Raw genomic sequence first — 12,286 nt, 5'->3', positions numbered from 1 at the left:
TTATGCTGTTTTCTGCTCTTCCAGGCTATCGGTGTGTTTAATATTGCCATCTGTATAATGCCAAGCTATTTGTTCATAACGCAGCCCGACATGCTCTACGTGACCGTGCCTTTCAAAATCCGGGTCTTTGGTATCGAACATAACCGTCACGACGTGACAAACCTTCACACACTCGAGTTTCGTTACGAAATACTCCTCTTCCTGACCGTTGTAATTGATGCGGTAGAAGCTGAACACTGCTTTTGCTAGCGTTTCCCCTGTTGTTAGCGCTTTATACAATTGCGGCGATGCGCTATCAATAGTTTTTTCAAAAGTATAAGCCTCATGTTGCCGCGCGCCTGTCACTGCACCTGTTGTGTCGTCCGTGGGAATAAATAAATTATGCTGCATCCCAGTTACCTCAATGCTTCCTTCGCGTTCAGTGACATCGACAGAGCCTTTTATTAACTTCCCTTCTTCATCGTAAAGCCACAGATATACTGGTATAGCCATTTAACACACTCCTTTGTCATATGAAGAGTGATAGTATCCTCCGCCTGCACTCCCATTATGAAATGCTGAATGATATTTAATTAATGGCAATCAATAAAAACGCATATATTTCTCCCTTTTCGGTCTGCTCACGCATCCTATCTTTGCCCTCAGGACACCCTCTTTTACTGTAATCTGAACTTAACCGGGCTGAAGCTATTGAGACGCAGGCTGATGCGTTCAGAGTTATAGTGGGGATCCCAGTGTCTATGACCTTTCTCTGCACAACTAATTCTATCTGACTCATCCAGAATGAAGTCCTGGGATTGAAGCGTGACGAAAAATCTTTTAGCTATCGCGTTATTAAAGCAGTTTCACTTACCCTAAGGACTCTGCACCACATCTGCTGCCCGAAGCTTTTAATGATAATTTGTGATCTGGATCTGCAACCGCAGTTTGATATGAAGCACGGGTGAATCAGCCGCTGATAGCCGCGTAAATGCCTTGACTGACATTTATTAACTCGCGCCGTGGCGGGATTTTCTGAACGACATTCGGACATGACTTCAGTACTGAAGGGGTAAATTATCGGAGAGAGTTAACGCTTTTCGCCGCAAACATAAAATACAGCTACCTCATTGCCCTCTTTTGATTAACGCTGCCACCGGTGCAGTCACGCTGTAAAATACTTACGACCGGCCATTTTCATGAGCGATATTTTCAGACGGGATAACTACATGGCGTATCATCGGCGTTCAGCCTTCAATTTGGTATTTGGCAGTTTTTCAGATAAATAATTGATGAGTAACGGCGTGGGTTTAACAGGCTAATTAATAATGAGCAGAGATTCGGCGACCAACAACCTTGCGCCAACGCCATAACGGGCAGCAGTTTCACGTTAGCCATCCCTCTTATTCCGGGTAATGTCTGACTACCGTAAACTGTAATACAGGAAAAGAGCCTGGACTCTTCCCTGAACTGCGTCTGATTAAGTTGAGTTTCCAACTTTTTGAGGCGGTTTTTTAGCCCCGCAGCAATCGCTGCAACGCCACATCAATCTGCACATCACCTTTGGTGAGTTCGATGATCTGATACTTAATCGCCGGATTTTCGATCAGGCCGACCAGTGTCGCCGCCACATCTTCGCGCGGGATCTCACCATACGGAATCGCCAGATCGGCATGAACCCGGCCGGTACCGGCTTCATCGGTCAGCGTACCTGGTCGCAGGATCACCCACTCCAGCTTACTCGCTACCAGCTCCGCATCCGCCAGACGCTTCACCCGCATGTAATTCTCAAATCCCTCTGAGGGAGTTTTACCGCGGCCCGCATCCGGGAAAGCGGAAACCAGCATAAAGCGTGATACCCCCGCCTGCTCTGCTGCGGCAACCGCCAGCTTCAGCCCTTCTCCGTCAATGGCATTGGTCAGCTCGATCCCGGCACCGCCCGCACCCGCCGTGAAGACAGCCACATCGTGACCGGTCATCAGATCTGCCAGTGCCGTCACGCTCAGTTGCTGAATATCGCCAGCCACTGGTTCAGCACCTGCGGCCTGCAGCATCTCTGCCTGTTCCGGTTTGCGATGCAGCGCCGTTACTGTATGGCCTTTACTGCTCAGCTGACGGGTCAGCTTTTGGCCCACTTTGCCCGCTGCGCCGATAATGAAACATGTCGCCATAGAATCCAATCCTCCATTTACTGATTGAGTGCCAGAGTATAGCTAGCAGCCTGAAACAAAACAGGCGCCTGATGCGGCGCCTGCTGGGTTATTGCGGGATCACTTTTTCCGCTTTCAGCTTATCAAACAGCTGAGTAAAGGAGTCAAGCGTGCTGCGATAGCCGGTGAAGCCCGCTTTGCGGCTCTTACTCATATCGGTAAAGGCTTCCATCGGACGTCCCAGGTCGGCATCGGTATGCCACCAGGAAGCCAGTCTGGTGACATCCGATTCACGCAACTGATGCTGCTCTGCAATCGCCTGCCACGCATTGGCGGCTTCCTGCATGCGATCTTCCAGCGGCATCATCTGCGCCGGGTATTCTGCTGCTTCAATGCCGAAATAGTCAGCCAGTTTTGGCCACATCCAGTTCCAGCGGAACACATCGCCGTTTACCGCATTGAAATCCTGATTAGCGGCATTAGGTGAGGTCGCCGCCCAGTGCAGCTGCTCAGCCAGCAGGCCCGCATCGGTCATATCAACGACACCGTTCCACTGCTCAGGTGAGCCAGGGAAGATAAACGGCCAGCCTTTCTCTTTACACAGCGTTGCGTAGACCGCCAGTGTCTGCCCCATATTCATCGCATTGCCTACGGCATAACCGATGATGGTGTGTGGGCGATGCACACTCCAGCGGTAGTCATACTTCTCTGCACCAGCGAACACTTCATCTTCCTGCGCATAGTAGAAGTTATCGACCGGCTGACGGCCCTGCTCTTCACGGAACGGCGTGACAGGCACAGCGCCTTTGCCGTAAGCTTCAAACGGCCCCAGGTAGTGCTTCAGTCCGGTTACCAGTGCCACGTGCGAACCCTGTAAGCGGTCGCCGAGTGCTTCAATCACATTCCGCACCATGCCGCCGTTAACGCGGATATTCTCTTTTTCATTTTCCTGACGCGCCCAGACGCTAAAGAACAGCGCATCCGGTTTCTCTGTTTTCAGCGCGTCCCGGACGGCATCCGCATCGGTCAGATCGGCCGTCAGGCTGGTGACACCTTCAGGTACCGCGCCACGTCCGCGTGACAGACCGCTGACCTGCCAGCCTTCCTTCTGTAATTTATCTGCCAGTCCGCGACCAATAACGCCACTGATGCCCACAATCAAAGCATGCTTTTTCATTTGATTTCTCCTCATTTTGCGTAATGCTAAGCCTAATAGAGAATTCAGTTCTTATCTCTGGCATTTATTCACAGCATTCTCAACCTGAGTTCATTAATCGATGCACGATCATCGCCTCAAAGATATTCTGCCGTTTGTTGCCAGCGTAGAGTGTGGCAGTTTTACCGCCGCTGCGGAGCGTCTGCACGTGACCGGATCGGCGATCAGTAAAAGCGTCAGCCGCCTGGAGACGCGATTAGGCTCGCGACTGCTGGAGCGCACCACACGGAGCCTGCACCTCACCGACGCGGGCAGCGCCTATTACCAGACCTGCCTGCGCATTCTGGAGGATCTGGCCGAAGCCGAAGCGGTGCTGGCGGCACAGCGAACGATTCCTTCCGGTCGCCTGCGCCTGGCGGTGCCCACCACCTATGGCCGCCTCAATGTGATGCCGCTGCTGATGCCCTTTTGTCAGCAACACCCGGAACTGGCTCTGAGCCTGAGTTTCTCTGACCGCTTTGTTGACCTGTTTGAAGAGGGCGTGGATGTGGCGGTACGGATCGGCGGCGCGCCCGACCTGCCTGCTTCGCTGGGCTGGCGTAATATGGGCCGCGAGCAGATGCAGTTCTGTGCCTCACCCGCTTATCTGGCACGTGAAGGACGACCTGAAGATGAGGCGGCGCTGCTGAACCACCGCGCCATCCTTTATGAGCGTGTAGATGGCAGCACCAAACCCTGGCTGTTCACCACCGAAGATGGTCAGCCGCACTGGCGCGAGGTGCCGTACCGGCTGGCACTGGGCGACGTTGATGCCCAGCTGCAGGCTGTCATCGCCGGGCTGGGCGTCGCACAAATGCCCTCGTGGCTGATTCAGCATGCCGTGAAACAGGGCGACCTGGAGATAATTTTGCCGCAGTTGCAGCCCGAGGGGCTGACGCTGAGCGTGGTGTGGCCACGCCGTAAACAGTTCCTGCCTAAGGTCGATGCGCTGTTATCGGCGCTCACCGCGCTGGAAATCCGCTAACCCGCCCTGCTATCTGTTTATCGCGGTTGGGATGTTTCATCCTGACCGCGATCATTTACTCTTTCCAGACGCTGATTTCCCGTTGTTCCGCCCTGCCTGAACCGCCGGTAACTTATCAACCTCCTCTATAACCCGCTTAAATTTAATGTTTTTATTTTCGCCTTGATGGAATCCCATCAAAATAAAAATGGCGGAAGGGTTGAGCTCACATAATGAAAACTAAGTTTCAAATATAATTTAACCCGAAATAAAAATATCAGTAGGGTGATGTCTTCTTCATGTTCTGACGTTTTGTCTTTGCCGTTATTACCAGGAGTATTCATGGAAAAAGAACTTTATATCTCGTCGAACCCGGCATCCGGTCCAAATAGCACCACCCGCACCGAGCCTTTTGTGAAGATTATTGCGCTGGTCGCCACCCTGGGTGGATTGCTGTTTGGTTATGACACCGGTGTAGTCTCAGGCGCATTACTGTTTATGCGCGGCGATTTGCATCTCACCCCATTTACTACCGGGCTGGTCACCAGCTCCCTGCTGTTTGGTGCAGCCTTCGGCGCGCTGGCAGCCGGTCATCTGGCGGATGGCCTCGGCAGACGACGCATTATCATTGCGCTGGCGCTTATCTTCGCTTTTGGCGCTGTCGGCTCGGCGCTGGCGCCTGATGTCACCTGGATGATCGCTTCTCGCCTGTTCCTGGGCTTTGCCGTGGGGGGTGCTGCCGCGACCGTGCCGGTCTACATCGCAGAAATCGCCCCCGCCAATAAACGTGGCCAGCTGGTCACCCTGCAGGAGCTGATGATCGTCAGCGGTCAGTTGCTGGCGTACATCTCCAACGCCACCTTTAACGATATCTGGGGCGGCGAAAATACCTGGCGCTGGATGCTGGCGCTGTCGATTGTCCCCGCTGTTCTGCTCTGGATCGGCATGATTTTTATGCCTGAAACCCCGCGCTGGCACGTCATGAAAGGCCGCAGTCAGGCAGCGCGTGAGGTCCTGGAAAAAACCCGTGCCGCCGACGATGTCGAGTGGGAACTGGAAGAGATTGAGGAAACCATTGAAGAGAACCGTCAGCGTGGCAAAGGCCGCCTGCGCGATCTCGCCACACCCTGGCTGATGAAAATCTTCCTGCTGGGCGTGGGTATTGCCGCCATCCAGCAGCTGACCGGGGTGAATACCATTATGTATTACGCCCCCACCATGCTGACCGCCGCCGGACTGAGCAACGATGCCGCGCTGTTCGCCACCATCGCCAATGGCGTGATCTCCGTGGTGATGACGCTGGCGGGTATCTGGCTAATCGGCAAAGTGGGACGCCGTCCGCTGGTGTTAATCGGACAGATGGGCTGCACCTGCTGCCTGTTCTTTATCGGACTGGTCTGCTGGCTGATGCCGGAATACCTCAACGGCACGGTCAACCTGCTGCGGGCTTATCTGGTGCTGGCGGGGATGCTGATGTTTCTCTGCTTCCAGCAGGGCGCATTGTCACCCGTTACCTGGCTGCTGCTGTCGGAAATCTTCCCCGCCCGGATGCGTGGCATCTGTATGGGTGGCGCTGTCTTCTCGCTGTGGATCGCCAATTTCGCCATCTCCATGGCCTTCCCGCTGTTATTAGCCGCATTTGGTCTGGCCGGAGCCTTCTTTATATTCGCGGCTATCGGCATCGGCGGTTCTGTTTTTGTTGTGAAGTTTATTCCCGAGACCCGGGGAAGAAGTCTTGAGCAGGTCGAGCACTATTTCTATGCGCTTTATAACGGCAACGGCAAAAAATAGTGCCTGAAACGTCCGTATTGAAAAACTCACGGCCCGCGTCATTACGCTGACTACCCGATTGCTATTAACACTGTACCCCTACATTCAAGGAAATTGTTATGAGCCTGAATATTCCCAACGCGCGCTTTTGCATCAACCGTAAAATTGCGCCCAGCCTCACCCTTCCGCAGTTTTTTAAACTGGTTAGCCAGCTCGGTATCCATAATGTCGAACTGCGTAATGATATGCCCAGCGGCCGCGTCACCGACGATCTCACCGGCGACGAGGTAAAAGCTCTGGCACGTGAGTCAGGCATCCGGATTGTGACCATCAATGCGCTCTATCCCTTTAATCAGCTGAATGAAGAGGTGCTGCAACGCACCCGCCAGCTGTTAAGTGATGCGCAGGCGGTCGGCGCTGAATCGCTGGTGCTCTGCCCGCTTAATGACGGCACGCCGATTAGCGCTGCAGACACCGTAAGCGCGCTGAAAACCCTGGCCCCGCTGTTCGCTGAGGCAGGTATTCAGGGGCTGGTGGAACCGCTGGGCTTTCCGCAAAGCTCGCTGCGTTCAGCAACTCAGGCTCAGACGCTGATCCAAGAAGCGGGTGTGCCATTCAGATTGCTGATCGATACCTTCCATCATCATCTGTTTGAAGATGCGGAACAGACTTTCGAACAGGAGATCGATATTCAGCAGATCGGTCTGGTTCACCTTTCCGGCGTCACCGACCCGCGCCCGGTTAATCAGCTAACCGACGAAGAACGCATCATGCTCAGCGCGGACGACCGCTTGCGCAGCAAGCAGCAGGTCGAGCGACTGGAGAAAATGGGTTACACCGGCCTTTACGCCTTTGAGCCGTTCTCCTCAGTGATGAACAGCTGGCAGGAAGCGGACATTGCCCGCGAAATTCGCGACAGCATCCAGCTGTTAAACCACTCAGCTTAAGGAATTATCATGACTATTAATATTGGCGTCATCGGCACCGGCGCAATCGGTCGCGAACACATCCGCCGTTGCAGCACCGTGTTACAGAATGCGCGCGTGGTGGCGCTTAACGATATCAACCGTGAAAACTGCCAGCAAATCGTTAACGAGCTGACGCCGGAAGCGCGTATTTATGACAATGCTATCGATCTGATTAACGATCCGCAGGTCAATGCGGTGCTGGTCACCTCCTGGGGCCCGACGCATGAAGCCTTCGTGCTGGCCTGCATTGAGGCGGGTAAAGCGGTGTTCTGCGAAAAACCGCTGGCGGTCACCGCGCAGGGCTGCATGAACATTGTGGAAGCAGAAATTAAGGCAGGACGTCAGCTGGTGCAGGTCGGGTTTATGCGCCCTTATGACAGCGGCTATCGCGCACTAAAAGCGGTGATCGACAGCGGCGAAATTGGTGAGCCTTTGATGCTGCACTGCGCACACCGCAACCCGGAAGTGGGCGACAGCTACACCACCGACATGGCGATCACCGACACCCTGATCCACGAACTCGATGTGCTGCGCTGGCTGCTGGATGATGATTATGCCAGCGTGCAGGTGATCTTCCCGCGTAAAACCCGTAAGGCGTCGTCAAATCTGCGCGATCCGCAAATCGTGCTGCTTGAGACCACCAAAGGGGCGCGCATTGATGTCGAAATCTTCGTGAACTGTGAATATGGTTACGATATTCAGTGTGAAGTGGTGGGTGAAAGCGGCATTGCTCGTCTGCCGGAGCCGGTCTCTGTGCAGCTACGCAGCGCGGCTAAGCTCTCCACCACCATTCTGACTGACTGGAAAAAGCGTTTTATCGATGCGTATGACGTGGAGTTGCAGGCATTTATCAACAACGTCATCAGCGGTGAGATGACCGGTCCCTCCGCCTGGGATGGTTACGCCGCCGCGGTGGCCGCTGATGCCTGCGTCGCGGCCCAGACTTCCGGTGAAATTGTGCCGGTCACTATGCCAGCAAGACCGGCGTTTTATCGCTGATAGCAACGCTGCACGGCGGGTTCCGCCGTGCATTTTCCCCTCCGTTTCATCTTTTCCAGCGGCTCTTCACGCATCATCGGTAACCGGATAAAGCCGCCAGGCAGGACATTGAGTCATACCGGCCTGAGCGCGCAGCACTGCTCACTGTTAACTCATTATCACGGCGCAGTAATCACAATTGCCACACGCCGATTTTGCGCGCGTCCCTGTGCACTATTGTTACTGGTAACCGGTGCACTCATGCCTAATCCACGTGTGATAATATTTTCGCGCGGTATAGCAGCCCCTTCCGCCCACTGTGACGCGACTGCGTTAGCTCTTTTTAGCGACAGCTGTTGGTTATAATCCGGTTTGCCGTAATTATCGGTGTGCCCGTCAATTCGCACATGCTTAATACCGGTCGACGCCAGGTTTTTTGCCATCCCCTGAATGTTACTTTTGCTGGAGGGTGTAAGTTCTGATTCGTTTACACCAAACAGGATCTTATCTGATAAGCCTAATCCCCAGCCTTCCCTATTTTGAGTGAATCCCGCACGCTTCATCGCTGCGATCTGCGCCTCAGTAAAACGTTCTTTAGACTGACAACCGACCAGCGCCAAAATAAGCAGCATCAGGGAAATATTTTTTTTCATCTTTAAGCCTTATTTGTTCGCTTATTTTTATACATATTCATGTCAGCGCGTTCGAGAATAGACTCAACCGTATCGCCGTGTTGTGACCAGGCGTAGCCAATGGTAACCGAGGTATTTATCGGCGTACCTTCTGCAAGGATGATTTTTTCCATGATGAGGTCATGGATGTCCTGCATGAGTTGCTGTAATTGCTCCTCACTGACCTGACTGCTCACCAGCATGGCAAATTCATCCCCACCTAAACGGGCGACTAAATCCTGTTCAGATGCCAGTGATAGCAGGCGTGCTGCTATCGCTTTTAATACCTCATCCCCGGCGGCATGGCCCCAGTTATCATTGATACTTTTAAAGCGATCGCCATCAAGAAACAGTAAGGCAAAACGCTCCTCAGCATATTGCTGGTCGAGAAGCCGGGAAAGGTGAGCAGCAAACGCGCTGCGGTTAGCAAGACCGGTTAACGGGTCCTCCAGCGCTTTGGCTGCCAGCGAGCGATTATCTCGGATAAGCGAAGCCTTTAGCGATTGCATTTCCCTCAGCAACGAATTCAGATCATCTGAAAATAGCTGAAACTCACTCGTCGTGCTCTCCGGTATACGCAAGGAAAAATCACCGGAATGAATCACATAGTGAATCGAGCTGGTAATGTTGCGCAGTGTAGCGAGCATACCCCGATGCAGAAATTCACTCAGCAAAAGGGAGATAATCAGTACACATAGCATACCGCTGGTCAGAATCATGAAGGAGTATCGAATGAAACTCACCGCGCCGGTCACGGTGCCTTCCAGCGTTAATGTACCGACAGCAACGTCAGAGTGAATGATACTGACGTTAAGCGGTTTAAGATAAATCCACTCACGTAATAACCGCGAATACCAGCCCGTCTGCTCCTGCTGAGCATGCCAGTTGACCAGAACAATGTGATCTTTAGTGACCAGTTTCGCAGACGCGTACATCCCTTCATTGCCGAGCCGTGCAATTTTATTGTGCGCATCGTAACTGTCGGAAAAAACGGTCGCAGCGGTTAGCGTGGTGCTGAGGGTTGCGCCGATTAATTCAAGGTTTCGCTTCTCGTAATTTTTAATGAATAGCAGCGACGTCGAAGAGAGCAACAGCCAGCACAACAGTAATATCACCGCAGCGTTGATGGTGCTTATTTTTCGCAGTTTATTGCGTATCGATGATTTGTCATTTCTTAATTTATCGAATTTCATTTTATTCGCTTCTCTCGCGGGACAGCAAAAGCACGTCCGGACTCACCCTGACACCGCTTCTGGCAAGCGAATCAAGGTTAACGGAAAAAAGCGTGTGGCCCGGATGAAAAATCAGGCAAAACGCGGCGCCCCGCGTGCAATCCGCATTGTTCTCCGCGAGGGTAAGGACGGCTCTGCCCTTAAACTGCTGAATCAGGTCCACCTGCTGTTGTGACGTCTGATCGCCGAAATAGACGGCGTCGCATCTGTGCGACGGCAGGTCGCCTGCGCTGGCAAGATAAACAACGGTGAATGTGGCTGCCGCAGAGGAGGCATTGTCCGGCAAGGAGAGATGCCGTGCTGAAGAAAAAATACATAATTGAGGCGGTTGTTTTAAGCCCGTCCACTGGGTGAAGCTGATAATACCACTGACGATATCATTGGCTTTGCCATCTTTTATTTCGGCACTGGCAATATGAGGAATAAGCAGCAGCAAAATAAGTCCCGTATAAACGAGTTTGCAGATGTGGCGTATGAAAAGCAGCACATCGACGTCATGATGAATTTGATATTTATCGATCATACTGCGTTCCCAAAAATTCTACGCATGGCAGGACGCCTTAATAAGCGCGGAAATATTAGCATAGCGGTGATTAAATTTGTACTTCTGGTTTGGTTCGCCACATACCCTGTTGGTGTACTTTTATCTGGCGTAAGAATCACTGTGCTATCTGTCAAAATAAGGTTTTAAAATTTCTTCTGTCCAGTGCATAAAGGCTCTGACACGCCGCGACAGATTTCGTCGGTGTGCGACAACAAAAGAGGCACTGAGCGGCTCAGGACACAGATCGGTAATGACTTCAACCAGCGCACCGCGCTCAATATAGGGCGCGAGTGTGGAGTAGCCGCCCTGGATCAAGCCCAGCCCGGCCAGTCCCGCCTCATGATAGGCTGGTACGCTGTTGACCCTTATTGTGCCGGGTAACATCAGCAATTGATAGCCGTCATCCGCCGGATACTCCCAGCCATCTGGCTTCGAACCAAAGCTCCGCTGGTAATGAACCATCTGATGGCCCTGATTGAGCAGATCATCAATCGTGTGCGGTACCCCGAAGCGCGCCAGATAGCTGGGGCTGGCGGCATTGATCATGCGCAGCTGCCCCAGCGGGCGAGCAATAAGCGTGTCATCAACGATTGGCCCCAGACGGATAACACAATCAAACCCTTCATGAACTAAATCAACGCGCCGATCAGTACTTGAAAGCTCGATCTCCAGTTCAGGGTGTGCCTCCAGCAACTGAGGCAGCGCGGGGATCACCACGCATTGTGCCAGCACGGCAGGCATATCAACGCGTATTCTGCCCCGCAGTGACATCCCCTCGTGAGAGAACATAGACTGTAATTCTTCGGCTTCCGATAACAGATCGCGGGCGCGTGAGTAAAAAGCCCGTCCATCTTCCGTTAACTGCACTGTTCGCGTGGTGCGATGCAGAAGCGTCGCGCCTGTCTCCCTTTCGAGTTCGCGCACCACTAATGAGGCGCGTCCTTTCTGAATTCCCAGGCTTTCAGCTGCCTGAGTAAAACTCTTCATTTCCGCCACGCGTGCAAAAATAATCAGCGCCTCAAGGTTTTTCATTCATTGTTCTCCTTCAGAGTAACAGTGCGTTATTTCTTACGTTATTTATCACCATATTAATGGGTAATAGACTGCTTTCACACCGCGGATATTGCAGAACGCGATCTGAACGTTATGAGGGTGAATCGTCTCTCTGAAAGGCTCAACGCCGTTGCGAACTGCCATGCAGGTTTATGTACATAAGCACTGGTTCAGATCCCCGCATCATTCAGAGCACTGTCGGTTCGCGGCAAACATTGCTCAGGGTATCGGGAAGCACTCAGTGAAAAGGTTGTTACTCACCACTCAATCCGTTGACCCGAAGGAAGATTTGAAAACTTAGCCCCCATTCCGGATTTGGTTAACGCCAGTCGCGCTGCCTTACGCTGGATTTCACCCCCCCTGTCAGGAAGGAAAAGAGAAATGAACAAAGGTTATTTAATCGCTCACGTGACCGTATCGGACCCTGTCGCATACGCTGACTATGCCAGAGCTGCAGGCGAAGCCATGCAGGCGTTTAATCCGAAGATCGTTGCCTGGTCAGGGCAGTATGAAAATCTGGAGGGAGAGGCGAGAGGCGCATGAACGGCATGTGGTATTTGAGTTCGAATCTTTTGCGGAAGCCAAAGGTTTTTATGAAAGCCCTGCGTATCAGGCTGCCAGGCTGTTGCGTGCAGGGGCTGCGCACGGGACGTTTGTGCTGGTTGAAGGGGCAAGCCTTTAAACACTTCACCGTCATGTGCCGATGCAGACTCCAGCGAACCAGGGGCCCGCAGGATGTCATCAGCATGCAAAGTGGTGCCTGAATTAACCGGAGAACGCGG

The 12,286-nt window shown here is 52.8% G+C and carries 11 protein-coding genes and 1 pseudogene; 5 read left to right on the top strand and 7 right to left on the bottom strand.

Annotated elements, in window-relative coordinates; all coding sequences use genetic code 11:
- The 3 genes from tssD to NR195_RS03075 form a co-directional block, all read right to left on the bottom strand.
- Positions 1 to 492: a type VI secretion system tube protein TssD gene (gene tssD / locus NR195_RS03085; protein WP_033760320.1), complete on the bottom strand. Its 492-nt coding sequence runs from the start codon at positions 490 to 492 to the stop codon at positions 1 to 3.
- 1,001 nt (positions 493 to 1,493) lie between these two features.
- Positions 1,494 to 2,150 (bottom strand): SDR family oxidoreductase, encoded by a 657-nt coding sequence (locus NR195_RS03080; RefSeq protein ID WP_256844090.1) that lies wholly within the window; start codon positions 2,148 to 2,150, stop codon positions 1,494 to 1,496.
- Positions 2,151 to 2,238: 88 nt separating this feature from the next.
- Positions 2,239 to 3,306: an SDR family oxidoreductase gene (locus NR195_RS03075; protein ID WP_256844089.1), complete on the bottom strand. Its 1,068-nt coding sequence runs from the start codon at positions 3,304 to 3,306 to the stop codon at positions 2,239 to 2,241.
- A 100-nt stretch (positions 3,307 to 3,406) separates the two neighbouring features.
- On the opposite strand from NR195_RS03075, the gene NR195_RS03070 reads away from it, so the two are divergent.
- From NR195_RS03070 to NR195_RS03055, 4 genes are all read left to right on the top strand, one after another.
- Positions 3,407 to 4,309: a LysR family transcriptional regulator gene (locus NR195_RS03070; RefSeq protein ID WP_010247278.1), complete on the top strand. Its 903-nt coding sequence runs from the start codon at positions 3,407 to 3,409 to the stop codon at positions 4,307 to 4,309.
- A 321-nt stretch (positions 4,310 to 4,630) separates the two neighbouring features.
- Positions 4,631 to 6,079, top strand: coding sequence for a sugar porter family MFS transporter (locus NR195_RS03065; RefSeq protein WP_022624758.1), 1,449 nt, complete (start codon positions 4,631 to 4,633; stop codon positions 6,077 to 6,079).
- Between the two features lie 98 nt (positions 6,080 to 6,177).
- Positions 6,178 to 7,005: a TIM barrel protein gene (locus NR195_RS03060; protein ID WP_010247280.1), complete on the top strand. Its 828-nt coding sequence runs from the start codon at positions 6,178 to 6,180 to the stop codon at positions 7,003 to 7,005.
- A 9-nt stretch (positions 7,006 to 7,014) separates the two neighbouring features.
- Positions 7,015 to 8,025 carry a Gfo/Idh/MocA family protein gene (locus tag NR195_RS03055; protein WP_256844088.1) on the top strand — a complete coding sequence of 337 codons (1,011 nt, stop codon included), beginning with the start codon at positions 7,015 to 7,017 and terminating at the stop codon, positions 8,023 to 8,025.
- A gap of 158 nt (positions 8,026 to 8,183) precedes the next feature.
- On the opposite strand, the gene NR195_RS03050 is transcribed toward NR195_RS03055, so the two are convergent.
- From NR195_RS03050 to NR195_RS03035, 4 genes are all read right to left on the bottom strand, one after another.
- Positions 8,184 to 8,657: an OmpA family protein gene (locus tag NR195_RS03050; protein WP_201500561.1), complete on the bottom strand. Its 474-nt coding sequence runs from the start codon at positions 8,655 to 8,657 to the stop codon at positions 8,184 to 8,186.
- Positions 8,658 to 8,659: 2 nt separating this feature from the next.
- Positions 8,660 to 9,868 carry a diguanylate cyclase domain-containing protein gene (locus NR195_RS03045; protein ID WP_060679096.1) on the bottom strand — a complete coding sequence of 403 codons (1,209 nt, stop codon included), beginning with the start codon at positions 9,866 to 9,868 and terminating at the stop codon, positions 8,660 to 8,662.
- 1 nt (position 9,869) lies between these two features.
- Positions 9,870 to 10,430: a YfiR family protein gene (locus tag NR195_RS03040; protein WP_010670301.1), complete on the bottom strand. Its 561-nt coding sequence runs from the start codon at positions 10,428 to 10,430 to the stop codon at positions 9,870 to 9,872.
- A 144-nt stretch (positions 10,431 to 10,574) separates the two neighbouring features.
- The gene (locus NR195_RS03035; RefSeq protein WP_256844087.1) at positions 10,575 to 11,483 is read right to left on the bottom strand and encodes a LysR family transcriptional regulator; all 909 of its coding nucleotides are present in this window, start codon (positions 11,481 to 11,483) and stop codon (positions 10,575 to 10,577) included.
- 402 nt (positions 11,484 to 11,885) lie between these two features.
- Here NR195_RS03035 and NR195_RS03030 point away from each other — a divergent pair.
- Positions 11,886 to 12,186, top strand: a pseudogene (locus NR195_RS03030) (DUF1330 domain-containing protein).
- Positions 12,187 to 12,286: the final 100 nt, after the last annotated feature.

Source organism: Pantoea sp. Ft-CA_14, from assembly GCF_024520875.1.
In the GTDB taxonomy this organism is placed as follows: domain Bacteria; phylum Pseudomonadota; class Gammaproteobacteria; order Enterobacterales; family Enterobacteriaceae; genus Pantoea; species Pantoea agglomerans.
The sequence above is the reverse complement of the archived record's forward strand: the minus strand, read 5'-3'. Positions and strand labels throughout refer to the sequence as shown.

Excerpts from the sequence above, each read along its gene's own strand:
- NR195_RS03040 (WP_010670301.1), bottom strand. The coding sequence starts at position 10,430 with ATGATCGATAAATATCAAATTCATCATGACGTCGATGTGCTGCTTTTC.
- tssD (WP_033760320.1), bottom strand. The coding sequence starts at position 492 with ATGGCTATACCAGTATATCTGTGGCTTTACGATGAAGAAGGGAAGTTA.
- NR195_RS03035 (WP_256844087.1), bottom strand. The coding sequence starts at position 11,483 with ATGAAAAACCTTGAGGCGCTGATTATTTTTGCACGCGTGGCGGAAATG.
- NR195_RS03045 (WP_060679096.1), bottom strand. The coding sequence starts at position 9,868 with ATGAAATTCGATAAATTAAGAAATGACAAATCATCGATACGCAATAAA.
- NR195_RS03065 (WP_022624758.1), top strand. The coding sequence starts at position 4,631 with ATGGAAAAAGAACTTTATATCTCGTCGAACCCGGCATCCGGTCCAAAT.
- NR195_RS03075 (WP_256844089.1), bottom strand. The coding sequence starts at position 3,306 with ATGAAAAAGCATGCTTTGATTGTGGGCATCAGTGGCGTTATTGGTCGC.
- NR195_RS03060 (WP_010247280.1), top strand. The coding sequence starts at position 6,178 with ATGAGCCTGAATATTCCCAACGCGCGCTTTTGCATCAACCGTAAAATT.
- NR195_RS03080 (WP_256844090.1), bottom strand. The coding sequence starts at position 2,150 with ATGGCGACATGTTTCATTATCGGCGCAGCGGGCAAAGTGGGCCAAAAG.
- NR195_RS03070 (WP_010247278.1), top strand. The coding sequence starts at position 3,407 with ATGCACGATCATCGCCTCAAAGATATTCTGCCGTTTGTTGCCAGCGTA.
- NR195_RS03050 (WP_201500561.1), bottom strand. The coding sequence starts at position 8,657 with ATGAAAAAAAATATTTCCCTGATGCTGCTTATTTTGGCGCTGGTCGGT.
- NR195_RS03055 (WP_256844088.1), top strand. The coding sequence starts at position 7,015 with ATGACTATTAATATTGGCGTCATCGGCACCGGCGCAATCGGTCGCGAA.